At 70.1% G+C, this 26146-nt stretch carries 23 protein-coding genes; 13 read left to right on the forward strand and 10 right to left on the reverse strand.

Annotation, left to right across the window (positions count from 1 at the left end):
• Nucleotides 1-37 precede the first annotated feature (37 nt).
• On the forward strand, nucleotides 38-739 hold the full coding sequence (locus ACIP6N_RS24055) for an SDR family oxidoreductase (protein WP_401818613.1): 702 nt from the start codon (nucleotides 38-40) through the stop codon (nucleotides 737-739).
• Nucleotides 740-883: 144 nt separating this feature from the next.
• Here ACIP6N_RS24055 and ACIP6N_RS24060 read toward each other — a convergent pair whose 3' ends face one another.
• Complete coding sequence (locus ACIP6N_RS24060) at nucleotides 884-1312, reverse strand: PPOX class F420-dependent oxidoreductase (RefSeq protein WP_401818615.1); 429 nt, start codon at nucleotides 1310-1312, stop codon at nucleotides 884-886.
• Between the two features lie 139 nt (nucleotides 1313-1451).
• Between ACIP6N_RS24060 and ACIP6N_RS24065 the strand changes: the two genes are divergently transcribed.
• Entirely contained in the window at nucleotides 1452-1865 is a 414-nt protein-coding gene (locus ACIP6N_RS24065) for a roadblock/LC7 domain-containing protein (protein ID WP_401818617.1), read from the forward strand.
• Between the two features lie 108 nt (nucleotides 1866-1973).
• Entirely contained in the window at nucleotides 1974-2978 is a 1005-nt protein-coding gene (locus tag ACIP6N_RS24070; protein ID WP_401818619.1) for a DUF6397 family protein, read from the forward strand.
• 81 nt (nucleotides 2979-3059) lie between these two features.
• Here the strand turns inward: ACIP6N_RS24070 and ACIP6N_RS24075 are convergent, their stop codons facing one another.
• Nucleotides 3060-4034 (reverse strand): NADP-dependent oxidoreductase, encoded by a 975-nt coding sequence (locus ACIP6N_RS24075; protein WP_401818620.1) that lies wholly within the window; start codon nucleotides 4032-4034, stop codon nucleotides 3060-3062.
• A gap of 319 nt (nucleotides 4035-4353) precedes the next feature.
• On the opposite strand from ACIP6N_RS24075, the gene ACIP6N_RS24080 reads away from it, so the two are divergent.
• Nucleotides 4354-5148 carry an SDR family NAD(P)-dependent oxidoreductase gene (locus tag ACIP6N_RS24080; protein ID WP_401818622.1) on the forward strand — a complete coding sequence of 265 codons (795 nt, stop codon included), beginning with the start codon at nucleotides 4354-4356 and terminating at the stop codon, nucleotides 5146-5148.
• Between the two features lie 2 nt (nucleotides 5149-5150).
• Nucleotides 5151-5705, forward strand: a complete 555-nt coding sequence (locus tag ACIP6N_RS24085) for a GNAT family N-acetyltransferase (protein ID WP_401818624.1) — start codon at nucleotides 5151-5153, stop codon at nucleotides 5703-5705.
• 78 nt (nucleotides 5706-5783) lie between these two features.
• Here ACIP6N_RS24085 and ACIP6N_RS24090 read toward each other — a convergent pair whose 3' ends face one another.
• From ACIP6N_RS24090 to rhaI, 4 genes are all read right to left on the reverse strand, one after another.
• Nucleotides 5784-6806 (reverse strand): LacI family DNA-binding transcriptional regulator, encoded by a 1023-nt coding sequence (locus tag ACIP6N_RS24090; RefSeq protein WP_401818626.1) that lies wholly within the window; start codon nucleotides 6804-6806, stop codon nucleotides 5784-5786.
• A gap of 50 nt (nucleotides 6807-6856) precedes the next feature.
• Entirely contained in the window at nucleotides 6857-8344 is a 1488-nt protein-coding gene (locus ACIP6N_RS24095) for a rhamnulokinase family protein (protein WP_401818629.1), read from the reverse strand.
• Nucleotides 8345-8497: 153 nt separating this feature from the next.
• Entirely contained in the window at nucleotides 8498-10561 is a 2064-nt protein-coding gene (locus ACIP6N_RS24100) for a bifunctional aldolase/short-chain dehydrogenase (RefSeq protein WP_401818632.1), read from the reverse strand.
• Between the two features lie 87 nt (nucleotides 10562-10648).
• A complete protein-coding gene (gene rhaI, locus ACIP6N_RS24105) occupies nucleotides 10649-11818 on the reverse strand; it encodes an L-rhamnose isomerase (protein WP_401818634.1) in 1170 nt (389 codons plus the stop codon).
• A 273-nt stretch (nucleotides 11819-12091) separates the two neighbouring features.
• On the opposite strand from rhaI, the gene ACIP6N_RS24110 reads away from it, so the two are divergent.
• The 6 genes from ACIP6N_RS24110 to ACIP6N_RS24135 all read left to right on the forward strand — a co-directional run bounded on the left by ACIP6N_RS24110 (nucleotide 12092) and on the right by ACIP6N_RS24135 (nucleotide 19419).
• Nucleotides 12092-13615, forward strand: coding sequence for a sugar ABC transporter ATP-binding protein (locus ACIP6N_RS24110; RefSeq protein ID WP_401818636.1), 1524 nt, complete (start codon nucleotides 12092-12094; stop codon nucleotides 13613-13615).
• Complete coding sequence (locus tag ACIP6N_RS24115) at nucleotides 13612-14661, forward strand: ABC transporter permease (RefSeq protein WP_401818637.1); 1050 nt, start codon at nucleotides 13612-13614, stop codon at nucleotides 14659-14661. Before ACIP6N_RS24110 ends, ACIP6N_RS24115 begins: the two co-directional genes overlap by 4 nt.
• The gene (locus ACIP6N_RS24120) at nucleotides 14645-15715 is read left to right on the forward strand and encodes an ABC transporter permease (RefSeq protein WP_401818638.1); all 1071 of its coding nucleotides are present in this window, start codon (nucleotides 14645-14647) and stop codon (nucleotides 15713-15715) included. The genes ACIP6N_RS24115 and ACIP6N_RS24120 overlap by 17 nt, the downstream gene beginning before the upstream one ends.
• Before the next feature lie 44 nt (nucleotides 15716-15759).
• On the forward strand, nucleotides 15760-16848 hold the full coding sequence (rhaS, locus tag ACIP6N_RS24125) for a rhamnose ABC transporter substrate-binding protein (protein ID WP_401818640.1): 1089 nt from the start codon (nucleotides 15760-15762) through the stop codon (nucleotides 16846-16848).
• Between the two features lie 124 nt (nucleotides 16849-16972).
• Nucleotides 16973-18397: an arabinose isomerase gene (locus ACIP6N_RS24130; protein WP_401818643.1), complete on the forward strand. Its 1425-nt coding sequence runs from the start codon at nucleotides 16973-16975 to the stop codon at nucleotides 18395-18397.
• A 146-nt stretch (nucleotides 18398-18543) separates the two neighbouring features.
• On the forward strand, nucleotides 18544-19419 hold the full coding sequence (locus ACIP6N_RS24135; RefSeq protein ID WP_401818835.1) for a glycoside hydrolase family 19 protein: 876 nt from the start codon (nucleotides 18544-18546) through the stop codon (nucleotides 19417-19419).
• Here the strand turns inward: ACIP6N_RS24135 and ACIP6N_RS24140 are convergent.
• Nucleotides 19409-20431, reverse strand: a complete 1023-nt coding sequence (locus tag ACIP6N_RS24140; RefSeq protein ID WP_401818644.1) for a YihY/virulence factor BrkB family protein — start codon at nucleotides 20429-20431, stop codon at nucleotides 19409-19411. The two genes, ACIP6N_RS24135 and ACIP6N_RS24140, sit on opposite strands and share 11 nt — an antisense overlap.
• A 240-nt stretch (nucleotides 20432-20671) precedes the next feature.
• Here ACIP6N_RS24140 and ACIP6N_RS24145 point away from each other — a divergent pair, with 240 nt between their 5' ends.
• The gene (locus ACIP6N_RS24145; protein ID WP_401818646.1) at nucleotides 20672-21136 is read left to right on the forward strand and encodes a tyrosinase family oxidase copper chaperone; all 465 of its coding nucleotides are present in this window, start codon (nucleotides 20672-20674) and stop codon (nucleotides 21134-21136) included.
• 22 nt (nucleotides 21137-21158) lie between these two features.
• Nucleotides 21159-22025: a tyrosinase family protein gene (locus ACIP6N_RS24150; RefSeq protein ID WP_401818649.1), complete on the forward strand. Its 867-nt coding sequence runs from the start codon at nucleotides 21159-21161 to the stop codon at nucleotides 22023-22025.
• Between the two features lie 109 nt (nucleotides 22026-22134).
• Here ACIP6N_RS24150 and ACIP6N_RS24155 read toward each other — a convergent pair whose 3' ends face one another.
• The 3 genes from ACIP6N_RS24155 to ACIP6N_RS24165 form a co-directional block, all read right to left on the reverse strand.
• Nucleotides 22135-22443: a chaplin gene (locus ACIP6N_RS24155; RefSeq protein ID WP_401818651.1), complete on the reverse strand. Its 309-nt coding sequence runs from the start codon at nucleotides 22441-22443 to the stop codon at nucleotides 22135-22137.
• A 160-nt stretch (nucleotides 22444-22603) separates the two neighbouring features.
• Nucleotides 22604-23755, reverse strand: coding sequence for an SGNH/GDSL hydrolase family protein (locus tag ACIP6N_RS24160; RefSeq protein WP_401818652.1), 1152 nt, complete (start codon nucleotides 23753-23755; stop codon nucleotides 22604-22606).
• A gap of 370 nt (nucleotides 23756-24125) precedes the next feature.
• On the reverse strand, nucleotides 24126-25913 hold the full coding sequence (locus tag ACIP6N_RS24165) for an ABC transporter ATP-binding protein (RefSeq protein WP_401818654.1): 1788 nt from the start codon (nucleotides 25911-25913) through the stop codon (nucleotides 24126-24128).
• Nucleotides 25914-26146: the final 233 nt, after the last annotated feature.

Below are 26146 nucleotides of genomic sequence, written 5' to 3' on the forward strand. Positions count from 1 at the left end.
TTGACGCCTCTGTCTTCGGATGCGGAAGGAGAACGCCATGACCACCGTCAATGGAGCGACCGTTCTGGTCACGGGCGGGCAGCGCGGTCTGGGCCGGGCTTTCGTACGTGAACTGCTGGAGGCCGGCGCGGCCAAGGTCTACGCCACGGCCCGCACGCCGGTGGCGGAGAGTGACCCGAGGATCGTCCCGCTCGCTCTGGACGTGACGGACGAGGACTCGGTCACCGCGCTGGCCCGCGCCACCGGAGACGTGACCGTCGTGATCAGCAACGCGGGGGCCTACAACGGAGACCCGCTCACTGAGGTCGCCATGGACGACGTGAAGGCCGTGTTCGACGCGAATGTGTTCGGCGCTCTGCGGATCGCCCAGGCTTACGCGCCGATCCTGGCCGGCAACGGCGGAGGCGCGCTGGTGAACATCCATTCCGTGCTGTCCTGGCTGGCGGGCAGTGGCGCCTACGGCGCGACGAAGGCGGCGCTCTGGTCGATCAGCAACTCGCTGCGCCTTGAGCTGGCTCCCCGGGGGACGCAGGTGCTCGGAGTGCATCTCGGCTACACCGACACCGACATGACCGCCGGGCTCGATGTCGTCAAGAATGATCCGCGCGATGTGGCCCGGGATGTTCTCGCCGCGCTGGAGCGGGGCGAGAGCGAAGTCCTCGTGGATGACGTCACCCGTCACTTCAAGGCACTGCTTTCCGGACCGGTAGAGGGGCTTGGCCTCCCCGTCGCCGTCTGAGTGGCGGGTCCGGGCTACGGGTGGGGCCGCTTTCTGCCGGCAGGGCCACTCCTCGCGAGGGGAGGGGCCCTGCGCCATGCGGCGGTAAGGAGGGGGCGGTGCGCGAGGGGGCAGGTGGTGTGGCGGGCCGGGTCGGACAGGCGGTCAGGCCGCTACGTCCGCCATGGCGACGGCCTTGTCGACCCGTACCCGCACCAGCAGTTCGCCAGGTACTCCGTTGAGCTTCCCGATCTCCTCGGCGCGCTGGTCGCCCATGTACCGGGCGGCGATCCGGGTCGCCCACGTCAGCAGGTCGTCGGGATCCTCGCTGAGCTGGGCCTGCCCCTGGAGCACTACGAAGGAGAACGGCGGCCGGTCGTCGTCCACGCACAGCGCGACCCGGCCGTCCCTCACCAGATTGCGGCCCTTCACGCTCTCCTTGGCCGTGTTGAAGACGAGGTCGTCGCCGTCCAGTACGAACCAGACAGGCGCGATGTGCGGACTGCCGTCGGTTCGTACGGTGGACAGTTTTCCGGTGCGGGTGCCCTCGGAGACGAAGGCATGCCACTCGTTCTTGCTCATTTCTGTCGCCATGTCCGTATTTTCGGTCTCCGCGGCATCCGGCGCGATGCGACGCCCCGGGGTGAGGCGGAAACGCTTGCCCACGAGCGGCAGGTGAGGAAGTCTTACGGGCATCGCGTCAAAGGGAACAAATGAACGGGGAGGCTTGGAAATGGCGCTGGAAAAAGGGCTCGACTGGCTGCTCGACGACCTGACCGCACGGGTGGAGCACATACGTCACGCGCTGGTCCTGTCGAACGACGGCCTGGTGACGGGAGCGAGTTCGGGGCTTGAGCGTGAGGACGCAGAGCACCTCGCGGCGGTCTCCTCCGGGCTGCACAGCCTGGCGCGAGGATCGGGGCGCCACTTCAACGCGGGCAAGGCGCGGCAGACGATGGTCGAGTTCGACGAGGCGCTGCTGCTCGTCACGGCGGCGGGGGACGGCAGCTGCCTCTGTGTGCTCAGCGACGCGGAGGCCGACGTCGGTCTGGTCGCCTACGAGATGACCCTGCTGGTCAACCGCGTCGGCGAGCATCTCGGCGTCGCGGCGAGGCAGCGGGGCGGCACGGCGGTCGGCGGCCAGTGAACGGGGTTTCAGTACTGTCGGGTGAGTTATCCACAGGGCTCGACGGAGCGTGTTCGCACACCTACGGTTGTCACTGAGAGTAGTTGAGCACTCGCGGGGAGAACTGTCATGTCTGTCAGTAACACGCAGTACGCCAGGGCCGGGAAAGCGAAGGCGGCCGATGTCGTCGAGACGGTGGGCGTGGGACGGGCCGCGCAGGAACTGGAGCTGAAGCGCGGCGAGTTCGAGCTGGCCGTTCAGCTCGGGCACATCCGCACCACCACCTCGGTGGCGGGCGGCAGACGGCTCGTCGCTCGGCCGGAGATCGCCCGGCTGCGGGCCGCGGAGGGTTTCCCTGACACTCTGCGGGCGTGGACGAAGACGGTGGGTACGGCGGAGGGCGCGCGGCTCATGGCCGTCAGTCCCGGCCGGTTCACGCGGCTGGCCAGGGCGGGGTGCCTCACTCCGGCGAGGTTCTATCTGAACCGGTACCGAGTGATCGTCTGGCTGTATCTCGCCGATGAGCTGAGGGCGTTCGCGGCAAAGGAGCCGGCCTTGCTGACGGGGCGGCTTCCGCGCTCGCTCGCCGCTCTCGCCGACGAAGAGGACAGGCGGTCGCGTAACTGGCGTGGCCGGCGTATCGGGCATCTTCTGCGGCAGAGCGAGGATCCGTGGGAACGGGCCGCCGTGTTGAGCGGTGTACTCGACTCGGTGCAGTTGGCGGAGATCGTGCGTGATCCCTACGAACGGGCTTATCTGCGCCGGCTGGCGCCGGACCTTGCCCTCGGCCACCCCGACTCGGAGGCGGCACAGGCGGCGATGCGGCGCCTGCTGGTGGCCGACCATCCCGATGAACTCCAGTGGCACAGAACAGGCCTGGGCGTGCTGCTGGACGAAGCCCGGCGAGTACGCCCGGCCCCGAGGCCCGGCCCGGCGCCGGGCCGTGATCCGGCAGCAGCCAGAGACGGGCTGTCTCCGTACGGCGGGGATCACGGCGCCCCGATCGGCGGAGGCGCGACGCTCCCGAGGCGATCGGCCGGGGTACCGGATCGCGGCGGCCGGGGCGGTCTGCTGACCCGGCTCCGGGTGGCGAGGGGCAGAAGGCCGGTCCCGGGCCCGGCCGCGCCACGCTGACGCGACCGGCGACCGGCGACCGGCGACCGGCGACCGGCGACCGGCGACCGGCGACCGGCGACCGGCGGGCCCGGCAGGTCGTCAGGAGGCGACGTGCAGCACGAGCTTGCCGCGGGTGCGGCCCCTCTCGCCCCGGCAGTGGGCCTCTCCGGCGTCGGCCAGCGGCAGGACCTCGTCGATCTCCACCTTCACGGCGCCCTCGTCGATGAGGTGCGCGATCCGGTTCAGCGAGGCGCCGTCGGGCTCCACCAGGAAGCCGCTCGCTCGCAGTCCCTGGGAGCGGGCCCTCTCCAGCAGTTCGGGCGACACACCGGAGGGAACGGCGACGATGAAGCCGCCGGGACGCAACGTGGTGAGAGAGCGGGTGGTCGTGGAGTCGTATGCGTCGCCGACGAGGTCGATGACGACGTCGACGTTCTGTACGGCGTCCTCGAAGCGGACCTGGGTGTAGTCGACGAGCTCATCGGCGCCGAGCGAGCGCAGCCAGTCGTGCTTGGCGGCGCTCGCGGTGCCGATGACATGCGCCCCGAGGTGCTTGGCGAACTGCACCGCGAAGTGGCCCACACCGCCGGCGGCGGCGTGGATGAGGACACGCTGTCCCGGCTCGACGTGGACGGTGTCGACCAGCGCCTGCCAGGCGGTGAGTGCGGCAAGCGGCACGGCGGCGGCATGATCGTGGTCGAGGGTGGCGGGCTTGAGAGCGAACTGACGGGAGGGCGCGGTCACATACTCGGCATAGGCGCCGGCCTGCCGGGGGAACCAAGGCATTCCGTACACCTCGTCGCCGACCTTGAGCGTGGTGACACCGAAGCCGACCTCGCTCACGACTCCCGAGACGTCCCAGCCGAGCACGAAGGGCGGGTCGCCCATGATGCCGGCCATGCCGCCGCCCTGCCGGGTCTTCCAGTCGACGGGGTTCACGCCCGCCGCGTGGACTTTGACCTGCACCTCGGTCGGCAGCGGTGCGGGCCGGGGCACTTCGGTGAGCCGGAGCACTCCGGCGTCGCCGAGGCTGTCCTGGGTGATCGCGCGCATGGTGGTCGTCGTGCTGTTCATCGTGGTTCTCCTGAGAGGGGTGTCGGGATGCCTGCGCACCGCCCGCGGGTTGCTGATCAACGCGTTCACGCTATCCCTGGGCTACCGGTAAACCGCAAGGGCCACCGCTGTCCTTCGGGAATCGTGCGGTTCAGACGGGCGTGGAGGGCAATTAGACGGGCGCGGCCTGTGCGACCGGCCGACACACCGAGCGCGGTGTCTCCGAGTTCCACGGGCAGATAAGGACGTTCAGGGGGGCGAATACGAACGGGTCTGGGGCGGGGAGTCACGGGGCACAATGATCATGGTCAAGGACGCCACGGAGAAAGGATCTGACATCGTGCGCATCGATCTCGCAGGCAAGACGGCTCTGGTGACCGGGTCCACTCAGGGAATCGGAGCGGCCATCGCGACCGGCCTCGCCAGGGCGGGGGCGCGGGTCGCCGTCAACGGGCGCACCGAGGAATCGGTGAACAAGGCGCTGGAGCGGCTGCGGAGCGAATCTCCCGGCGCCGAATTCATGGCGGCGCCCGGGGACATCGCCTCGGACGACGGCACACGGCAGGTACTCGACGCGCTCCCTCAGGTGGACATCCTCATCAACAACCTGGGCATCTTCGGCACGCGGCCCGCGCTGGAGATCACCGATGAGGAATGGCGCCGGTACTTCGAGGTGAACGTCCTCACCGCGATCCGGCTGACCCGGGCCTATCTGCCCGGGATGACCGAGCGGTCCTGGGGGCGTATCCAGTACATCGCCAGTGACTCAGCCATCGTGGTGCCCACGGAGATGATCCACTACGGCATGTCCAAGACCTCACTGCTCGGGGTCTCGCGCGGTTTCGCGAAGACGGCGGCAGGCAGCGGAGTCACCGTCAACTCCGTACTCGCGGGCCCGACGCACACCGGCGGCGTCGAGGACTTCGTGTACGAGCTGGTGGACTCGGCGCTGCCCTGGGACGAGGCGCAGCGCGCCTTCATGCGCGAGCACCGCCCGCAGTCCCTCCTCCAGCGCCTCATCGAGCCCGAGGAGATCGCCAACATGGTGGTCTATCTCAGTTCGCCCCTCGCCTCGGCCACCACGGGTGCGGCGGTCCGGGTCGACGGCGGCTACATCGACTCGATCGTGCCCTGACCGTGGCCATACACGGGGCCGGAGACCGGCCGCGCCACGTCCGGCCGGTGCGCCACCGGATCAGGCGGCGTGCGGCCGGTGACCTCGACGGCTGCCTGCGGGTCCTCGCCGAGGTCCATGAGAGCGACGGATACCCGGTGAACTGGCCGCAACGGCCAGCCGATTGGCTGGCGCCGGAGTCCCAGCTCGCGGCCTGGGTGGCCGAACTGGACGGGCGGACCGCCGGGCATCTGGCACTGTCCCCGGCCGGTGCGGGCGACGCCGCTCCCGCGCTGTTGAGCGGCCGCACGGGGGCGCGTACCGAGGACATCGCCGTCGTGACCCGCCTGTTCGTTTCCCCGTCCGCACGAGGCCACGGACTCGGCGCCCTGCTGATGGCGCAGGCGGAGCGGGAGGCACGAGAGCGCGGTCTGCATCTTGTCCTGGACGTCGTCACCTTCGACGCCGCGGCCTCAGCCCTGTACGAACGCCTGGGCTGGAAGCTGCTGGGGGTCGCGGAACAGCGCTGGAGCGCCGACCAGACCGTTCAGGTCCGCTGTTACGCGGCGCCCCGCTGACCTGGTGAAGCCACGGGTCGTGAGGCAGCGCGGTCGTGGGTGCGCGCAGTCGGGACCGGCCGGTGATGCAGCGGGCTTTCAGCGGTCGAGCCTGCGCGTCGAGCTGCGGACCACCAGCTCCGGCTGGAGCACGACGGAGCGGTGGGTGTGGTTCGCCGCGCCGGGCCCCGTCTCGTCCATCAGCATCTCCGCCGCCGTACGGCCCATCCGGTCGGCGGGCTGGCGTACCGACGTGAGCGGCACGACGGCCGCCGCGGCGAACTCGATGTCGTCGTACCCCACGATGGACACATCGCCGGGTACATCGACGCCCGCGCCGTACATCGCCTGAAGGACACCCAGCGCCAGCAGGTCGTTCGCGCAGAAGACCGCAGTCGGGCGCACCGCGAGACCCAGCAGCCGGGCGCCCGCGTCGATGCCGGAGGCCACGTCGAGCCGCGCCGTCTCCACATGCCGCAGCGCGTCTTCCGGCAGCCCCGCCTCGCGCAGCGCCGCCAGGGCGCCGGTACGGCGGTCCCGGCACTGGGCGAGGTCCATCGGCCCGCTGATGTACGTCACGGAGCGGTGCCCGGCCGCCAGCAGGTGCCCGGCCGCGAGCGCGCCGCCCGCCACGTCGTCCACCGACACCGAGCAGCCCTCGGCCGCGGGCAGCGCCCGGTCGACATGGACGTACGGGATGTCCCTGCGCGCGAACTCCCGCACATTGTGGCCTGTTTGATCGGCGGGAGTCAGCAGCACACCGCGCACCCGCTGCTCGGCGAAGAGCGACAGGTACTCCGCCTCCTCCGCCACGCTTCCCGCGCTGTTGCAGAGCATCACCCCGAGCCCGGCCTCACGCGCCGCGCGCTCGGCGCCCTTGGCCATGGCGACGAAGAAGGGGTTCGCCATGTCGAGCACGAGCACGGCCAGGATGCGGCTGCTGCCGACTCTGAGCTGCCTGGCCATCTCGCTGCGTACGAAACCCGTCTCCTCGATGACGGCCCGTACCCGCGCGCGGGTCGCCTCCGACACCTTCTCCGGCCGGTTGAGCACGTTCGAGACCGTACCGACCGAGACCCCGGCCAGTCGGGCCACCTCTTTGATGCCCACCGTCTGCGCCACGCGTCCCGCCCTGCTCACTCTTTGATGTGTTTCCGACCCGGTGGATCATTTTATGTGCTGATCAGTGCCGCTGTGCGGTCCCAGTCGGACCTGTCCCCGGTGGGTTCGTAACGCCGCGGTTCCAGCGTGCTCCTGAGCAGCGCGCGCAGATCCCACAGGTCACCGTGTACGGCGCCGGCGGCCCGTGCCTGGACGAGTACGTTCCCGAGAGCGGCTGCCTCCGCGGGACCCGCGACGACGGGCAGCCCGCAGGCGTCAGCGGTGAGCCGGCACAGCAGTTCGTTGTGGGCGCCCCCGCCGACGATGTGCACGGTGTCCACGGCGCGGCCGGCCAGGCGCTGGGCGTCCTCGATCGCGCGGCGGTGGGCCAGGGCCAGGGAGTCGAGGACACAGCGTGCGATCTCAGCGGGTCCCTCCGGCACGCGCCGGCCGGCACGGCGGCAGGCCTCCGCGATCCGGCGCGGCATGTCGCCCGGGGCGAGGAACGCCGGATCGCCGGCGTCGACGAACGACCGCAGCCCCGGCACGTCGGCGGCCTCACGCAGCAGTTGGCCGAGCCGCTGGGGCGTGCCCTCGGACTCCCAGGCGCGCAGGCACTCCTGGAGCAGCCACAGGCCCATGATGTTGCGCAGATAGCGGACGGTGCCGTCGACGCCCAGTTCGTTGGTGAAATTGGCCAGCCGGCTCTCCTCCGTGAGGACGGGGGAGTCGAGTTCCAGCCCCGCGAGAGACCACGTGCCGGTGGCGATGTAGGCGAAGCGCTCACCGGACGCCGGGACCGCCGCGACAGCGGAGGCGGTGTCGTGCGAGCCGACCGCCGTCACCGGCACGGGCCCCGTCAGACCCGTCTCGGCGAGAACACCGGGCAGGAGGTGCCCTGCCGGGTCGCCGGGCCCGCGCAGCGGTGCGAACAGCGCCAGGTCGATGCCGAGCGCCCTGGCGACGGAGAAGGACCAGTCGCGGGTCCGCGGATCGATGAGCTGTGTGGTGGACGCGTTGGTGAGTTCGGTGCCGGCCTCCCCGGTCAGCCAGTACGTGGCGAGATCGGGGATCAGCAGCAGCCGGTCCGCCGCTGCGAGTGCCACGCTGCCCTGGGCGGCGGTCAGTTGATACAGCGTGTTGAAGGGCAGATACTGCAGACCGGTGGCCTCGTACAGCACCGGCGGCGGCAGCACGGCCGCCACCTTCGCCGCCTCGCCCTCGGTACGGGTGTCGCGGTAGTGGACCGGATTGCCCAGCAGCGCCCCCGACGCGTCGAGCAGGCCGTAATCGACGGCCCAGGTGTCGATCCCGACACTCGCCGGGGCGCGGCCCGCCGTCGCGCCCGCCGCACGGAGTCCGTCCAGCACGCCCTGATGGAGCGACAGGATGTCCCAGTGCAGTGTGGAGCCGATCCGCACGGGCCGGTTGGGGAAGCGGTGGACTTCCTCCAGGCGCAGCGTGCCCGCGCCGCGCCCCGACACATGCCCCAGCATGACGCGGCCGCTCGACGCGCCGAGGTCGACGGCGGCGAAGGGCAGGGGCTCGGGGTGCGGCACGTCGGACCTCGTCGTTCGGCGGTCGGGTCGGGTCAGGCCGGTTAGGTCGGGGCGGTCGGTTGTCAGGTCTGGGGCCGGCCGGTGGTTCAGGAGGAGCGGCGGCCGGCGGAGACCGGCGTGCGGGACCGGTACGCGCGGGGCCGCGTACCTACGTCAGCGCAGGAAGGCCGCCGCGACCCCGGCGTCGACCGGGATGTGCAGCCCCGTCGTATGGCTGAGGTCGCCGCCCGTCAGGGCGAAGACCGCGTTGGCCACGTTCTCCGGAAGCACCTCGCGCTTGAGGAGCGTGCGCTGCGCGTAGAACTCGCCGAGCTTCTCCTCCTCGACGCCGTAGACCGCCGCGCGCTCCGCGCCCCAGCCGCCGGCGAAGATCCCGGAACCGCGGACCACACCGTCGGGATTCACCCCATTGACCCTGATCCCCTGCCCGCCCAACTCCGCCGCCAGCAGACGTACTTGATGCGCCTGGTCGGCCTTTGTGGCGGAGTACGCGATGTTGTTGGGTCCGGCGAACACCGAATTCTTGGAGGCGATGTAGATGAGGTCACCGCCGAACCCCTGCTCCGCCATCACCCGCGCCGCCTCGCGCGAGACGAGGAACGAGCCGCGGGCCATGATGTCGTGCTGGAGGTCCCAGTCCCTGGCCGTGGTCTCCAGCAGCGGCTTGGAGATCGAGATGCCGGCGTTGTTGACGACCAGGTCCACACCGCCGAACGCGAGAGCGGCCGCGTCGAAAGCCGCCTTGATCTGCTCCTCGTCGGTCACATCGACGGTGACGGCGAGTGCCTTGTCGGCGCCTCCCAGCTCCTCCACGACGGTCGTCGCGCCCTCGGTGTTGAGATCCGCGACGACCACACACGCGCCCTCCGCGACGAGCCGGTGCGCGATGGCCCTGCCGATCCCCGAGCCCGCCCCCGTCACCAGCGCGACCCGCGTGGCCAGCGCCTTCGGAGCCGGCATCCGGCGCAGCTTGGCCTCCTCCAACTCCCAGTACTCGATACGGAACTTCTCGCTCTCCTCGATGGGCGCGTAGGAGGAGACGGCCTCCGCGCCGCGCATCACGTTGATCGCGTTGACGTAGAACTCCCCGGCCACCCGGGCCGTCTGCTTGTCCTTGCCGAACGAGAACATCCCGACCCCTGGCACCAGCACGATCGCCGGGTCCGCCCCGCGCATCGCCGGGGAGCCGGGCACCGCGTGCCGCTCGTAATACGCCCGGTACTCCTCGCGGTAAGCGGTATGCAGCTCCGCCAGCCGTTCCTTCATCTGCTCCAGCGGCGCGCCGGCGGGCAGATCGAGAACGAGAGGACGGACCTTGGTGCGCAGGAAGTGATCGGGACACGAGGTGCCGAGGCCCGCGAGCCGCGGATGTTCCGCGCGCGAGAGGAAGTCGAGAACCGGGTTGGTGGCGGTGTAATGGCCTACCTGCGGCCGGTCCGTGGAAACGAGGCCCCGGATCAGCGGGGCCAGTGCGGCCGCCCTGGAACGCCGTTCGTCCTCGGGCAGCTGCTCGTACCCCGGCTGTACGGGACCGAAGGGCTCCGGCTTGCCGCGCTCGGTCAGGAACTCCTCCGCCGTACGGATGATGAGCAGCGAGTTGCGTTCGCACTCCTCCGAGGTGTTTCCCCACGCGGTGATGCCATGGCCGCCGAGCACGCAGCCGATCGCCTGCGGGTTGGCCTCCTTGACAGCGGCGATGTCCAGTCCGAGCTGGAAGCCGGGGCGGCGCCAGGGCACCCAGACCACCCGGTCGCCGAAGCACTCGGCCGTCAGCTTCTCCCCGTCGGCCGCGCAGGCCAGAGCGATCCCCGAGTCCGGGTGCAGGTGGTCCACATGCGGCGCGTCGACCAGACCGTGCATCGCGGTGTCGATCGACGGCGCCGCGCCGCCCTTGCCGTGCAGGCAGTAGTCGAACGCCGCGACCATCTCGTCCTCGCGCTGGACCCCTGGATAAACGCCGGTCAGCGCGCGCAGCCGGTCCACGCGCAGCGCGGCGAGCCCGGCGGGGGCGAGCGTGCCCAGATCGCCGCCGGACCCCTTGACCCACATCAGCTCGATGTCGTCACCGGTCACCGGGTCGGGGGCGAGGCCCTTGGCCGAGGTGTTGCCGCCCGCGTAGTTGGTGTTCCGCGGGTCGGCGCCGAGCCGGTGCGAGCGGCTGATCAGTTCCGCCGCCACCGGGTGTGTGCCGGGATGATTCTCGGACTGGCTGGTCATCATGTCCCTCTGCGAAGTGCGGACTTCAGGTCTGGAGTCGGGGGAGTCAGGGTTACTGAAGGACGGTGGCGCGTCCCGGGAGACGCCTCAGGCGCCCCAGCCCGCCTGGCTGCCGCCGACCCGTCCCGCGATGATCTTCTGGCCGTAGCCGGAGGCGTGGTACGCCGCCACCGGGTCGGCGTCCGCGCCGAGTTCGGCCCGCGCCTCTGCCACCAGCGGCCGTACGTCGGTGTTGTACGCGTCCATGACCGCGGCGTTGGCCGCCAGCACGTCGCCGGAGCGCTGCGCAGCGTCCAGCGCCTCCGCGTCCACCAGCAGCGCCTTCGCCGTGGCCTCCTGGACGTTCATCACCGAGCGGATGATCGCGGGGATCTTCTCCTCGATGTTGTGGCACTGGTCGAGCATGAACGCCGTGTCGGAGGTGAAGCCGCCGCCCCGGATCACCTCGTACATGATCCGGAAGAGCTGGAAGGGGTCGGCGGCCCCGGCCATCAGGTCGTCGTCCGCGTAGAAGCGCGAGTTGAAGTCGAAACCGCCGAGCTTCTTCTCACGCAGCAGGAGCGCGACGATGAACTCGATGTTGGTGCCCGGCGCGTGGTGCCCGGTGTCCACGACGACCCGGGCCTTCTCGCCGAGCTTCAGGCAGTGCGCGTACGCCGTGCCCCAGTCCGGCACGTCCGTGGCGTAGAAGGCGGGCTCGAACAGCTTGTACTCAAGCAGCATCCGCTGACCCTCGCCCAGCCGCTCGTACACCGCCGACAGCGCCTCGCCGAGCCGGCCCTGACGCGCCGAGATGTCGTCCTGTCCCGGGTAGTTGATGCCGTCCGAGAACCACAGCTTCAGATCGCGGGAACCGGTGGCGTCCATGACGTCCACGCACTCCAGCAGATGCCCGAGCGCCTTGCGGCGCACCGCGGCGTCCGGGTGGGTGACGGATCCGAGTTTGTAGTCGTCGTCCTGGAACACGTTCGAGTTGATCGCACCGATGCCCAGCCCCAGCCCCCGGGCGTACGAGGCCAGCGCGGCGTAGTCGTCCACGCGGTCCCACGGGATGTGCAGCGCGACCGTCGGTGCCACGCCCGTGTGCGCGTGCACCCGCGCGGCATCCTCCAGCTTCTCCTGCGGAGTCCGCGGCACGCCTGGCTGAGTGAACACCTTGAACCGCGTGCCCGAATTGCCGAACGCCCACGAGGGCAACTCCACAGCCTGCGACTTCAGCGCCGCTTTCACAGCGGACACGGCGGATCGACCCGTCATCTCTCAGCGCTCCCGTGGTGCGGACTCGCGGTGCGAGTCGGTGAGGCAACTCTGCGTGAATCGTTTCATTGCGGCGAAGTTATGAGAGGTGTGAGGGTGTGTCAACCCTTCTCACCACACCTTTGGCCTCTCGAAACACACCGCGCCAACACACCCGAAAATATCGCGCACACCCCATTGACGCCGCATGCAAACGCCGTTTAGCTTCCGTGCAACCTCATTGAAACCTTTCATGGCGGGTAGCGCTACCGGCCTCACCGCTGAGGAGCCCTCATGAACGAACCCGCCCCGGGCCCCGCCCCGGTCCTGGCCCTGAAGGGCGTGAGCAAATCCTTCGGTGCCGTACGGGCCCTGCAAGGCGTCAGTCTGCAGCTCTTCCCCGGTGAGGCACACGCCCTGGCCGGGGAGAACGGCGCCGGCAAGTCCACCCTCATCAAGACGCTCGCCGGGGTCCACCAGCCGAACACCGGCGAGGTGGTCCTCGACGGCAGGCCTGTCGTCTTCCACGGCCCCGCCGACGCCAGAGACGCCGGAATCGCCGTCATCTACCAGGAACCGACGCTGTTCCCCGATCTCTCGATAGCCGAGAACATCTTCATGGGCCGTCAGCCGCGCCGGAGCCTGGGGCGTATCGACCGCGCGGCGGTCCGGGACACCACCGCCGCCCTCATGAAGCGGCTCGGCGTGGAACTGGATCCCGGCAGGCCCGCCCGCGGGCTCTCCATCGCCGACCAGCAGATCGTCGAGATCGCCAAAGCGCTTTCCTTCGACGCGCGCGTCCTCATCATGGACGAGCCCACCGCCGCCCTGACCGGCAGTGAGACCGCACGGCTCTTCGCCGTCGTACGGACACTGCGCCGCGAGGGCGCCGCCGTCCTGTTCATCTCCCACCGCATCGAGGAGATGTTCCAGCTCTGCCAGCGGGTCACCGTCCTGCGCGACGGCCGGCTCATCTCCTCGGAACCGCTCGACGGACTCACCCAGGACGACCTGGTGCGCTCCATGGTCGGGCGCGAACTCGGCGAGCTGTACCCCAAGCAGCGCACGGACGTCGGGCAGACGGCGCTCTCGGTGCGCAGGCTGACCCGGGAAGGGGTGTTCCGGGACATCACCTTCGACGTGAAGCGCGGCGAGATCGTCGCCCTGGCCGGACTCGTCGGCGCCGGACGCAGTGAGGTGGCGCAGGCGGTCTTCGGAGTCGACCGCGCCGACGCGGGCGAGGTCGAGGTGGACGGGCGCAGGCTGCCCGCCGGTTCACCCACCGCCGCCATGGACGCCGGGCTCGCGCTCGTCCCCGAGGACCGCAGGCAGCGCGGACTCGTCATGGAGATGTCCATCGAGCGCAACATCGGCCTCACCGGACTCTCCCGGCTCGGCAAGGGCGGGATGGTGCGCCGGGCCCTGGAACGCGGCAGGGCCGCCGACTGGGCCGTACGGCTCCAGCTCAAGTACAACCGTCTCGCGGATCCCGTCGGTGTGCTCTCCGGCGGCAACCAGCAGAAGGTCGTCCTCGCCAAGTGGCTGGCCACCGACCCCTCCGTCCTCATCGTCGACGAACCCACCCGCGGTATCGACGTCGGTACGAAGGCCGAGGTGCACCGCCTGCTGTCGGCACTGGCCGCCGACGGCCTCGCCGTCCTCATGATCTCCTCCGACCTGCCGGAGGTCCTGGGCATGGCCGACCGGGTGCTCGTGATGCACGAGGGCAGGCTCACCGCCGAGATCCCGCGCGCCGAGGCCACCGAGGAGACCGTGATGGCGGCCGCGAGCGGACTGACCGAGAGGGCGGCGGCATGACAACCCTGCTGGAAAAGCCCGCCGCGGCGGCGAACGGGGACCGCTCGGCCCGCGCGCTCGTGGACGCCGTCTTCCGGGCCCGCGAGATCAGCATCGCCGGGGCGCTCGTCCTGCTCGTTCTCGGCACCTGGCTGACCAACCCGCGCTTCCTCGACGACCAGGGCATCAAGGACCTTCTGCTCAACGCCTCCATCCTGGTCCTGCTCGCCGCCGGGCAGTCCGTGGTCGTCGTCACCCGCAACATCGACCTCTCGGTCGGTTCCGTCGTCGGGCTCTCGGCCTTCGCCTGCGGCAAGTTCGTCGCGGGCACCGGCCACGGTGTTCTCGTCGTCATGCTGCTCGGCATCGCCATCGGCATCGTCTGCGGACTGGTCAGCGGAGCCCTCGTCAGCTTCGGCCGGGTGCCCGCGCTGGTGGTCACGCTCGGAATGCTCTACATCATCCAGGGCGTCGACTACTGGTGGGCGCAGGGCGATCAGATCGGTGCGGCCGACGTCCCCGACCCGATCCTCCACCTGGGCAGCGGCAGCGTCCTCGGCGTCCCCTACCTGCCACTCATCACGCTGGTCCTGCTCGCCGCCACCGCCTACTACCTGCGCGGCTACCGCTCGGGCCGCGAGCTGTACGCGATCGGCTCCAACCCGGAGGCCGCCCGGCTCGCCGGCATCCCGATCCGCCGGCGGATCCTCGGCGCGTACGCCTTCTCCGGAGCCGTGGCGGGCTTCGCGGGCACCCTGTGGCTCGCCCGCTTCGGCACCGTCGTCGCGGACAACGCGCACGGCTGGGAACTGACCGTCGTCAGCGCCGTCGTCGTCGGCGGAGTCGCCATCACCGGCGGTACCGGCACGGTGTGGGGCGCGGCGCTCGGAGCGCTGCTGCTCACCACCATCGGCAGCGCGCTCGTCGTCCTGAAAGTCGACGCGTTCTGGCAGGGAGCCATCACCGGAGCCCTGCTCCTCGCGGCCATCAGCGTCGACCGGATCGTGAACCTGCGCATGACAGCCGCACTGAGGAAGAGGAGCGCCCGCCATGGCAATGGCGCCTGACACAGAGGCCGCGCGCCGTCCCCCGGCCCCGGACACCGGGCCGCGCGCCGCGAAGGCCGGGGAACGGGCCAGAGCGGTGGCCCTGCGCTGGGACACGGCGGTCGGCGTGCTGCTGGTGGCCGTCTTCCTGGTCGGCCTCGGCACCACAGAAGGCTTCGCCTCCGGCGAGAACCTCGCCTTCGCCTTCAACGACATCGCCGAAGTCGCGCTCATCGCCCTGCCCATGACCCTGCTCGTGGTGGCCGGACAGATCGACCTGTCCGTCGCCTCCATGCTGGGCCTCGGCAGCGCCCTGACCGGCGCTCTGTGGAACGCGGGCTGGGCCTTCGAGACGATCGTGCCCGTCGTCCTGCTCGTCGGCGTCGCGGGCGGCCTGCTCAACGGCTGGCTGGTGACCCGGGTCGGCCTGCCCTCCCTCGCCGTCACCATCGGCACGCTCGCACTCTACCGGGGCCTCGCGTCGGTCGCGCTCGGCAGCGACGCCGTCACCGACTTCCCGCAGACGTACGCCGACTGGGCCGTGGACACCACCACGATCCCCGGCACGTTTCTCACGTACCCCGTCGCCCTCTTCCTCGTACTCGCCGTGGCCACCGCCGTACTGCTGCACTCAACCGTCTTCGGGCGCTCCCTGTTCGCCATCGGCGCGCAGGAGGAGGCCGCGTACTTCGCCGGGATCAGGGTCAAGCGCTTCAAGCTCGTCCTCTTCGTGGTCACTGGCCTGTTCTCCGCCTTCGCCGGAGTCGTCTTCACCCTCCGCTACGGCAGCGCGCGCGCCGACAACGGACTCGGCTTCGAAATGCTCGTCATCGCCTCCGTCCTGCTCGGCGGCGTCGACTTCGACGGCGGAAAGGGCACCCTCTTCGGCGCGGTCGCCGGTGTGCTGCTCATCGGCGTCCTCAAGAACCTGCTCACCCTCAACGACGTGCCCAACGAGGTCCAGGTCATCGTGACCGGACTCCTGCTCGTCGCCTCCGTCCTCACTCCCCGGGTCATCGCCACCGCCGTCGAACGCAGACACCGCCGCGCGGCCGCCTCCCCGGCCGCGCCCTGACTTTCCCGAGCCGTCCCGAGCCCTCCGAAAGGTCCACGCCCGCCATGATGATCCGCACCGCCGCCCGACGCCGCGCGGCCGCCACCGCGGCCACCGCCTGCGCCCTCGCCGTCGCGCTCACCGCCTGTTCGGGCACGACGAAGGACAGCGCGGAGAAAGACACCCCGACCGCCGGCAGCTCCGGGGCGAAGGCGAATCCGGACGCGCCCCTGAAGAAGGGCCTCAAGCTCGCGTTCCTGCCGAAGCAGATCAACAACCCGTACGAGAAGATCGTCGACGAGGCGGGCATAGCCGCCGCCAAGGACTTCGCCTCCGCCGGCAAGGAGGTCGGCCCCTCCGACGCCAGCGCCTCCTCGCAGGTCTCGTACATCAACACCCTCATCCAGCAGCGCCAGGACGCCATCCTGATCGCGGCGAACGACCCGAACGCGGTGTGCGGGCCGCTCAAACAGGCCATGGCGAAGAAGATCAACGTCGTCGCGTACGACTCCGACACCGCCAAGGACTGCCGTCAGCTGTTCATCAACCAGGCCAGCTCCGAGGAGATCGGCCGCAGCCTCGTCCAGCACCTGGGCGAGCAGATCGGCTACAAGGGCAAGATCGCGATTCTCTCCGCGACCCAGAACGCCACGAACCAGAACACCTGGATCGGTTTCATGAAGGACGAGCTGAAGCTGCCCAAGTACAAGGACATGCAGCTCGTGAAGGTCGCGTACGGGGACGACGCCGACCAGAAGTCCTTCCAGCAGACGCAGGGCCTGCTCCAGGCGTACCCCGACCTGAAGGGCATCATCTCGCCCACCACGGTCGGCATCGCGGCGGCGGCCCGCTACCTCAGCGACTCCTCGTACAAGGGCAAGGTCGTCCTCAACGGCCTCGGCACGCCGAACCAGATGCGCAAGTACGTCAAGGACGGCACCGTCGGGCAGTTCTCGCTGTGGAACCCCGAGGAGCTGGGCTACCTGGGCTCCTACGCGGCCGCCGCGCTCGCGTCCGGGCAGATCACCGGCGCCGAGGGGGAGAAGTTCAAGGCGGGCAAGCTCGGTGAGTACACCGTCGGCAAGGACGGTGAGGTCATCCTCGGCGAGCCGACCGTCTTCGACAAGCAGAACATCGACACGTTCCACTTCTGAGCCGGCTCATTCCGAGTTGGCGGCCGGTTCCTGACGGGCGGTGCCGCTCGTACGGCGTGTCGTGTCCCCGGCGCGACACGCCGTCACATCCTGGACGGGCCCACCCGCGACCGAAGGAGCCGCCATGACCGCCCGTACCCCCGCCGTCGCCCGCAAGCCCAGGATCGGGCTCGTCGCGGGGGGACTCGGCGCCTACTGGCCGCAGTTTCCGGACCTCCTGCCGCAGCTGCGCCGCTCCGCGGACCGCGTCACCGCGCGCATGCGGGCCTTCGACGCCGACGTGATCGACGCCGGTTTCATCTCCGACGCGCAGGAGGGGGCCGCGGCCGCGGAGACGCTGCGCGCCGCCGACTGCGATCTGATCGTCGGCTTCCTCACCACGTACATGACGGCCAGCATGCTCGTGCCGGTCGCCCGGCGCAGCGGCGCGCCCGTGCTGCTCATCAACCTCCAGCCCACGGAGTCGATGGACCACGCGAACTTCGACACCGGGCAGTGGCTGGCGTACTGCGGCGCCTGCCCGCTGCCGGAGATGGCCAACGCCTTCGAGCGCGTCGGCGTGCCGTTCCGTTCCGTCTCCGGGTATCTGGAGGACGACCGGGCGTGGCAGCGCATCGGCCGCTGGATCCGCGCGGCCGGGGTCCGCTCCGTACTGCGTCACGGCAGACACGGCCTGATGGGGCATCTCTACCCCGGCATGTACGACGTCTCCACCGACCTGACCATGGTCACCGGCAACCTGGGCGGACACGTGGAGGTGGTCGAGTTCGACGATCTGCGCGTGCGGGTCGAGGAGGTCACCGACCGTCAGCTGGACGCCAAGCTGGCCGAGACCCGTGACGTCTTCGAACTCGCCGACTCCGTCGTGGCGGAGGACCTGCGCTGGGCGGCCCGGGTCTCCGCCGGACTCGACCGGCTGGTCGCCGACTTCGACCTGGACACGCTCGCGTACTACCACCGGGGGCTGGACGCCGAGATCCACGAACGGCTCGGCGCGGGCATGATCCTCGGCTCCTCGCTGCTGACCGCCCGGGGAATCCCGGCGTGCGGCGAGTACGAACTGCGCACGTCCCTGGCCATGCTCGTCGCCGACCGGCTCGGCGCGGGCGGCTCGTTCACCGAACTGCAGGCGCTGGACTTCACGGCCGGCGTCGTGGAGATGGGCCACGACGGCCCCGGGCACCTCGCCATCAGTGAGCGCAAACCGCTGCTGCGCGGCCTCGGCGTCTACCACGGCAAGCGCGGCTGGGGCGTGTCCGTCGAGTTCGACGTACGGCACGGACCCGTCACCCTCGTCGGGCTCGGGCAGAGCTGTGAAGGGCGCTACCGGCTCGTGGCGGCCGAGGGAGAGGTCGTGCCGGGGCCTCACCTGACGATCGGCAACACGACCTCACGCGTCGACTTCGGCTGCGACCCGGGAGAGTGGACCGACGCGTGGAGCGCGAGCGGGGTCGGCCACCACTGGGCACTGGCCACCGGCGGGCTGCTGCCGGAACTGCGGGCTCTGGCCGGGCTGACGGACCTGGAACTCGTGGAAGTCACCGTATGACCATCAACCCCCTGGCTTGGTCTAGACCTTGACAGGGCGGCTCGATTCCGATGTGGTTCCCTCACCCCCATGGCGGCCACCGGGACAACCGGTGGCCGCGCGAAGGAGTGAGTCTTGTGAGACGTATCTCGGCACTGCTCACGGCGATGGTTTCGGTCCTCGCCCTTGCGCTGTTCCTGCCCGCGGCGTCCGCCACGGCCTCGGTCTCCGCCACGGCCGCGGCCTGCACCGGGTCCTGGAACGCGGGCGCCGTCTACTGGGGCGGGGACACCGCCTCGTACAACGGGCACAACTGGCAGGCGAAGTGGTGGACCCAGGGCGAGACGCCCGGTACCACCGACGTCTGGGCCGACCAGGGTGCCTGCGGCGGCGACACCCCGCCCCCCACCGACCCGCCGGCCGGCGGTTTCGTGGTCAGCGAGAGCCAGTTCAACCAGATGTTCCCCGGCCGGAACTCCTTCTACAGCTACAGCGGCCTCACCGCCGCCCTGAGCGCCTACCCGGGCTTCTCCAACACCGGCAGCGACAGCGTCAAGCGCCAGGAGGCCGCGGCGTTCCTGGCGAACGTCAGCCATGAGACCGGCGGCCTCGTCTACGTCGTCGAGCAGAACACCGCCAACTACCCGTACTACTGCGACGCTTCGCAGCCCTACGGCTGCCCGGCGGGTACGGACAAGTACTACGGGCGCGGTCCCATCCAGCTCAGCTGGAACTTCAACTACAAGGCCGCCGGCGACGCGCTGGGCATCGACCTGCTGAACAACCCCGACCTCGTCCAGACCGATTCGGCGGTCGCCTGGAAGACGGCCCTGTGGTACTGGAACACCCAGAGCGGTCCCGGCACCATGACGCCGCACAACGCCATGGTCAACGGCGCGGGCTTCGGTGAGACCATCCGCAGCATCAACGGCAGCATCGAGTGCAACGGCGGCAACCCCGCCCAGGTGCAGAGCCGGATCAACAGCTACACCGGCTTCGCGCAGATCCTGGGCGTCGACCCGGGCGGCAACCTCAGCTGCTGACCCTGTGAACTGCCTTGCCGGGACGCCCGATCCCGGTGGAGCGCGCCGGTCCGACGACACGCGAGTCGTCGGACCGGCCGTCGCCGCCCTCGCCGTCCTGGTCGTCCCGGGCCGGATCCTCCCGGAAGAGTTCGGCGTTGAACTGGGCACCGGCCAGCAGCGAGAGATTCGTGACCCAGAGCCAGACGAGGAACACGATGACGCCGGCGAGCGATCCGTAGAGCCGGTTGTACGTCCCCGCGTGGGACGTGTAGAGCGCGAAACCGGCTGAGGTCAGCAGCCAGAGCGCCACGGCGAGGAACCCGCCGGGCAGGGCACGCCGCAGCCTGCGCGTCCCCGGCGGCCCGTTGCGGAACACGATCAGTACGAGGACGGCCGCGAGCGCGAACAGCAGCGGCCACTTCAGACCGCTCCAGGCCAGACTCGCGGCGGAGCCCATCCCCAGCATCCGCCCGAGCGCCCCCGCGGCCTCACCCGTCAGGACCAGTGTGAAGGCACTCGTCACGAGCAGCGCGAGCAGCGCGCAGGCGGTCAGGGCGATCCGGGGAGCCGTGCGCCACGGCGGCCGGTGGTCGACCGCGCCGTGCATGATGTGCAGGGCGCGCCGGAAGATGCCGAGGTAACTGGAGGCCGACCACAGGGCCCCGACCGTGCCGAACGACGCCAGTAGCCACGCGGCGGAACGCTGCTTCGTCATCTCCTCCAGGACGCTGTGCACCAGGTTCTGCGACTGCGCGGGCACCAGCGAGGTCACCTGGTCGGCGAACTTGCCGGTCGCCTCGGGACCGGCGAGACCGATGCAGCAGACGGTGACCAGAAGCGCGGGAAAGATGGCCAGGACCGCGTAGTAGGTGAGCGCGGCCGCCCGGTCGGTCGCGTCGTCGTTCCACATCGCGATCGGCACGCGCCGCAGCGCACCGAGGTACCGGCCGCGCGGCAACCGCCCGCCCAGCGGGCGCCGCGGCCGTGCGCCCTCCTCCGTACCCTCGTCGCTCGGCCCTTCGGCGGACACGCTGCCTCCCGCATCGTCTGCGTACGCTGTCAGCCGTCTTCTCGCCGGCCTCGCCATACCTTGCCTCATGCGCGGCGGCGCCGCCCGACCGGCGCCACCTGCCACGACCTGTACGGAACCATGTTCCCGCGCCGCGCCGGGACAGCGGCGTCGCAGAACTGTTTCGCCTTCGCCTCGTTGTCCGGATCGGGACAACGGTTGTCCGATCCGGACACCGCGCATCGAAGAGCGGAGATCCTCATGCCAGGCGAAAACCACCGCACCCGGCGCGGACTGTTGCGCGCGCTGTTCACCTTCGGCGTGGTGGGAGGTACGTCCGCGGCACTGACCCCGGTCGTCAGGGCGGGCCGCCGCCCGGACCTGGCGGCGCCGGCGCCCGGCCCCGAAGCGCAGGCCCCCGCGCCCTTCGACGGGATGTACCGGGGGCGGCGCCTCCAGATCGGTCCGGAGACGGCGGAGTCCCGCGTCCCCGCCACCGGCATCTCACCCGCGTCCTCCGGCGCCTCCCGGCTGTCGCCCGGCTCGCCCTTCGGCGTCCGGATCGACGGCAGGCCCCTGCGCGTGATGCGGCGCGCCGACGGCAGTTATCTCAGCGTGGTCAACCACTACGAGTCGTTCCCCACCCTGCTCGAAGCGGCGCGGGCGGCGGTCGACGACCTCGGCGGCGCGCAGCTGTCGCTCTCCGGACCGATCCACCACCTCTGAGCCCCGGGAAGGGGATCCACCGGTGTACACGAGAAAGAACCAGCGGAATCTGACCGGCGCCGAGAAGAAGAAATTCGTCCAGGCCGTCCTCGAACTCAAACGGCGCGGCACCTATGAGGAATTCGTCGAGCTGCACATCCAGTACTACATCTCCGACGCGGAGGACGGACTGCGCGCCGGGCACATGGCTCCTTCCTTCCTGCCGTGGCACCGGCAGTTCCTGCTGGATTTCGAAGGCGCCCTTCAGAAGGTGGACAAGTCGGTGACCATTCCCTACTGGGACTGGACGGCCGACAACTCGCACTCCTCCTCACTGTGGGCCGAGAGCTTTCTCGGAGGCAACGGCAGGCAGGGCGACCGCCAGGTGATGACGGGTCCGTTCGCCCACCGCGCCGGGAACTGGCCGATCAGAACCAGCGTGACCGACAGCGACTTCCTCACCAGGAACTTCGGCCGCCCCGCCGACCCGGTCTCGCTGCCCACCGCGGCGGAGCTGGCCGGCGCGATGAACGAGAAGGTGTACGACGCGTCCCCCTGGGACTCGACCGCCAGGACCGGCTTCCGCAACCGGCTGGAGGGCTGGACCACCGGTGGTGACAAAGCACCCTGGCGCAACCACAACCGGGTGCACCGCTGGGTCGGCGGCGAGATGCTGGGCGCGGCATCCCCCAACGACCCTGTCTTCTGGCTCCACCACGCCTTCGTCGACCTGCTCTGGGACCGCTGGCAGAGCAAGCACCCGAAGGCGACGTATCTGCCGCACAAGCGGCTGCCCCGGAACGACCCGCAGAGCGGCCGGGCCCTCAGCGCCGAGGAACCGATGCCGCCGTGGAACATCAAGCCGTCCCAGCTGCTCGACCACAAGAACCTCTACCGGTACGACGCCTGAGCCGCGCCTGTACGGACGCGGCGCGCGGTCTCCTGTGCGGATGCGTGGGAGGCCGCGCGCCGCGGAGACGGGCGCCAGGAGGCCCGGCGCCCGCCGCTCGGAGACCGGATCAGCCGCCGTAACCGCCCTGGTGGCCCTCGTGAACCTCGTGGTGCGCCTCGCGCTCGGCCAGTCCGCCCGAGATGTTGGCGCACTGGTTGCCGAACGCCGGGTTGAGCACACCGACGACATCGATGGTGTTGCCGCACAGGTTGACCGGGATGTGCACGGGCACCTGGATGGCGTTGCCGGAGATGACACCGGGGGAACCGACAGCGGCGCCCGACGCACCGGCGTCCGCGGCAGCCATACCGGCGCCGCCGGCCAGCACGGCGCCCGCGCTGACGAGTACGGCCGCTGCCTTTGCGATACGGGACATCAGGTTTCTCCTCGGATTGCGAGTGCGGCCGCACGACGTGCGGCCTTTACGCACGTTCAACGCCGGGATTCACACGCGGTAACGCAATTCACCGCATCGGATCCACGGGCACCGGACCAGCGCGGCGGACTCGGCGGATTCAGCGGTAGCGGCCTCGCGCTCACCCCTCCAGAGCGGTGAGGTCGACCGCGCCGGCCAGCGCCAGCATGCCCGCGTCGTTCGGGTGCAGATGGTCACCGGAGTCGAATTCCGGCAGCATCCGCCGGGGCTCCGCGGGATCGCGCAGGGCCAGATCGAAGTCCACGACCGCGTCGAAGTCCCCGCTCGTCCGGATGAAGGCGTTGACGGATTCCCGTACGGCGTCCGCCTCCGGTGTCCATTCGAACCAGCCGTGGAACGGCAGCACGGTCCCGCACACGAGGCGCTTGCCGGCGCCCCGGACCCGGACGCTGATGTCCCGCAGGGCGGCGATCAGTTCGGCGGCGGTCGGAGCGGGATCGGCCTTGAGGTCGTTCACCCCCTCCAGCAGGACGACCGTACGCACCCCCTGGTGGGACAGCACATCGCGGTCGAGTCGTTTCAGCGCGCTCTGCCCGGCGCCGTCGGCGAGCAGCTTGTTGCCGGATATTCCGGCGTTCGCGACCCCTTTGAGGCTGCTCGCGGGATCGGCGAGCAGCCGCCGGGCCAGATGATCGGGCCAGCGACGGTTCTGGTCGTCGGTGGAGGCCGAACCGTCGGTGATGGAGTCCCCGAAGGCCACCACGGCGCCCGGCGCGGCCGTCCCTTCGGCGGGCGGGATGTCGACGGTGATCGCGTCGAGGTGGAACCAGGACATGATCTGCTCGTCGTAGCCGGCCGCGCCGTCCGCGCCCGCCCGGTCGCCCCTGGCGAGGTACGAGGTCTGCCCGGCACGCTGATGGCCCGTCACGGCGCCCCCCGCGTCCTGCACGTACACACTCACCGCGAGATCGGCCTGCGGGAGCACCGCACCGGGCAGCGGGTCGCTGGAGACGTCGGCGCCGGGTGCCACGGTGACGGTCGCGGAGCCCGCGAACGTCAGCGGCCGGTTCGTACCGGCCACGACCGAGGCCCCGGCCGCCACCTCGCCGGCGTACACGGGCCCGAAGACGACGGGCCGCTCACCGAAGGCGTTGGAGAGCCGTACGCGCAGGTTCCGTCCACCGGCGCTCGTGCGGACGATCAGACGGCATGTCAGGTCAGGGGAACCCGCCACGTCCAGCCGGACGGCGCTCGCCGCCCACGTGACGACGGTCGGCCCGGGCGTGGTCGGCGATTCCATGGATATCGGCATGTCCAGGACCCTACCGACCGCGCCTCCGACTTCCCCATGGGCGGTCGCCTGCGGGTTCCCCGACCATGAGGATGATTGATCGAACATTCGCTTTAGCTGTTAAGTGATGGTCGGTCTGTCGGTTGAGTCGGTCCGCCAATGAACGCATGAGCCGACGAACGCATGAGACGACAGAAGCATCAGGTGACGACATAACAGGCCGACGAGTTATTAGGTGACGAGACAATGGAACGATGAGGCTATGAGGTGGCGAGCCGACAGGATGACGAGGGACGGCGCCTGCTTCCGTCCCCGCGCCTGCCCATCACGGCGCCCTCCCGCCCCCGCACCGGCCCGAAACAGGCGGCACGGGGACCGCGCGGCCGCGTGCCTACCCCAGCCGTCGCGGCTGGAGCGTCGTCGCGTACGCCCCGCCGCGCGCGAGCAGTTCGCGATGGCTGCCGATCTCCACGATGCGGCCCTGGTCCATCACGATGATGCGGTCCGCGCTCTGGATGGTGGACAGCCGGTGTGCGACGACGAAGACCGTCCTGCCTTGCACGAGACGGGACAGCGCGTCCTGGATGAGCCCCTCCGACGTGTTGTCGAGGGCCGAGGTCGCCTCGTCCAGCACCAGGATGCGCGGATCCCTGATCAGCGCCCTGGCGATGGCAAGACGCTGCTTCTGACCACCGGAGAGCCGGGCGCCGCGCTGCCCCACCACGGTGTCCAGCCCCTTGGGAAGCCGGTCGACGAACTCCGTCGCGTGGGCGGCGTGCAGCGCCGCCCGCAGGGCCGTGTCGTCCGTGCCGCCCTCCAGACCGTAGGTCACGTTCTCCCTGATGGTCCCCTCGAAGAGGATCGACTCCTGCGGTACGACCGACAGGAAGCGCCGGTAGGTGCGCAGGTCCAGCGCCGCCATGTCGGAACCGTCCAGCAGGATGCGGCCCTCGGAGGGCCTGATGAAGCCGATCAGCAGGTTCAGGATCGTGGACTTTCCCGCCCCGGAAGCGCCGACCAGCGCCACGGTCTCGCCCGCCCGTACGGACAGGTCGAATTCGCGCACCGAGGCCTCCTCGGCCTCCGGATAGACGAAGCTCATCCGCTGGAAGTCGATACGTCCCTCGACGCGCTCGACCGTCGTCTTGCCCTCGTTGGATTCCAGGTCGGGCACCTGAAGGACCTCGCCGACCGAACGCACCGACTCCAGGCCCTTCGCCACGATCGGCGTCAGATTCATCAGCGTCATCAGCGAGGTGGTGAGAGCCGTGAAGAAACTGCTGATCATCACGACGTCACCGGCGGAGATGCCCAGCCAGCCGTAGTACGCGACGATCCCCGAGCCCGTGAGACAGCCGACCGCCATCGTGTTGAGCAGGATCCAGGAGAGCGATCCGAAGCGGCCGTTGAGGACATCGAGCCGGAATCCCGCGGTGAGTACCCGCTCCAGTGTGTGGTCCACCCGGTGCAGCGCGGTGCGTTCGAGGCCGTGCGCGCGGGTGATGGGTATGAGCGTGGTCATCTCGCCGACACGCGAGGACAGCCGCTCGATCTCCAGCCGGAACTCCTCGTTGTTGGTCCGGATCCGCGAGCGCAGCCGCCGGACCAGCAGAGCGGCCAGCGGTACGACCACCACGAACACCGGCAGGACCACCGGCGTGCGGAAGCCGATCACCACCAGACCGCCGAGCAGCGTCATGATCGCGCCGAGCCCCAGGTCGGCGCTCTGCTGGGTCATCTGCTCGACCGCCTCGACATCCCGTACGACTTTGGTCTGCAGGACACCGGCGCTCACCCGGGCGTGATAGCCGATGGACAGGTACTGCATCCGCCGGCACAGCGCGGACCGCAGTTCCCTGCCCATACGGCGGATGCTGGCGCTCATCAGGCGGGCGTAGAGCAGTGCCAGCGGGAAGTTCAGGACCAGGACGAAGACCAGGGCCCCGGCGTTGTACCAGAGTTCGGCGACCGGCCTGTGCTCCACGACCACGTCGATGATGTTGGCCGTGATCAGGGGCAGCAGCCAGACCGGTATGTGTTTGAACGAGAAGACCGCCACGGCGAGAACCAGCCTGCGGCGGTCGGGCCGGAAGAGGTAGGCGAGCGTCCGGAGCGGATGCTCCCCGGAGTAGTGGTGATCCAACGGGCTGGAACGGGGACCGGATTCGGGTTTCTGCATGGAGAGCGAAGTCCTCTTTCGGCGGCGATGACACGCGCTCGACGTGCAGACACGCAGTCTCCTCCGCTTTGGCCGCCATCGGAAGCGGTTTCTGTGCGGTACGGCTGCCACGCTCCTCCGGTACGGTCCGCCGCTGCCCGCTGCCCGCTGCCCGCTGCCCGCTGCCCGCTGCCCGCTGCCCGCTGCCCGCTGCCCGCTGCCCGCTGCCCGCTGCCCGCTGCCCGCTGCCCGCT

The sequence above is a fragment of the Streptomyces sp. NPDC088725 genome (genome assembly GCF_044751305.1).
Classification (GTDB): domain Bacteria; phylum Actinomycetota; class Actinomycetes; order Streptomycetales; family Streptomycetaceae; genus Streptomyces.

Excerpts from the sequence above, each read along its gene's own strand:
- ACIP6N_RS24160 (WP_401818652.1), bottom strand. The coding sequence starts at position 23,755 with ATGCCGATATCCATGGAATCGCCGACCACGCCCGGGCCGACCGTCGTC.
- ACIP6N_RS24100 (WP_401818632.1), bottom strand. The coding sequence starts at position 10,561 with ATGACCAGCCAGTCCGAGAATCATCCCGGCACACACCCGGTGGCGGCG.
- ACIP6N_RS24165 (WP_401818654.1), bottom strand. The coding sequence starts at position 25,913 with ATGCAGAAACCCGAATCCGGTCCCCGTTCCAGCCCGTTGGATCACCAC.
- ACIP6N_RS24155 (WP_401818651.1), bottom strand. The coding sequence starts at position 22,443 with ATGTCCCGTATCGCAAAGGCAGCGGCCGTACTCGTCAGCGCGGGCGCC.
- ACIP6N_RS24075 (WP_401818620.1), bottom strand. The coding sequence starts at position 4,034 with ATGAACAGCACGACGACCACCATGCGCGCGATCACCCAGGACAGCCTC.
- ACIP6N_RS24135 (WP_401818835.1), top strand. The coding sequence starts at position 18,544 with ATGGTTTCGGTCCTCGCCCTTGCGCTGTTCCTGCCCGCGGCGTCCGCC.
- rhaI (WP_401818634.1), bottom strand. The coding sequence starts at position 11,818 with ATGACGGGTCGATCCGCCGTGTCCGCTGTGAAAGCGGCGCTGAAGTCG.
- ACIP6N_RS24120 (WP_401818638.1), top strand. The coding sequence starts at position 14,645 with ATGGCAATGGCGCCTGACACAGAGGCCGCGCGCCGTCCCCCGGCCCCG.
- ACIP6N_RS24070 (WP_401818619.1), top strand. The coding sequence starts at position 1,974 with ATGTCTGTCAGTAACACGCAGTACGCCAGGGCCGGGAAAGCGAAGGCG.
- rhaS (WP_401818640.1), top strand. The coding sequence starts at position 15,760 with ATGATGATCCGCACCGCCGCCCGACGCCGCGCGGCCGCCACCGCGGCC.
- ACIP6N_RS24065 (WP_401818617.1), top strand. The coding sequence starts at position 1,452 with ATGGCGCTGGAAAAAGGGCTCGACTGGCTGCTCGACGACCTGACCGCA.
- ACIP6N_RS24060 (WP_401818615.1), bottom strand. The coding sequence starts at position 1,312 with ATGGCGACAGAAATGAGCAAGAACGAGTGGCATGCCTTCGTCTCCGAG.
- ACIP6N_RS24130 (WP_401818643.1), top strand. The coding sequence starts at position 16,973 with ATGACCGCCCGTACCCCCGCCGTCGCCCGCAAGCCCAGGATCGGGCTC.
- ACIP6N_RS24055 (WP_401818613.1), top strand. The coding sequence starts at position 38 with ATGACCACCGTCAATGGAGCGACCGTTCTGGTCACGGGCGGGCAGCGC.
- ACIP6N_RS24115 (WP_401818637.1), top strand. The coding sequence starts at position 13,612 with ATGACAACCCTGCTGGAAAAGCCCGCCGCGGCGGCGAACGGGGACCGC.
- ACIP6N_RS24110 (WP_401818636.1), top strand. The coding sequence starts at position 12,092 with ATGAACGAACCCGCCCCGGGCCCCGCCCCGGTCCTGGCCCTGAAGGGC.
- ACIP6N_RS24145 (WP_401818646.1), top strand. The coding sequence starts at position 20,672 with ATGCCAGGCGAAAACCACCGCACCCGGCGCGGACTGTTGCGCGCGCTG.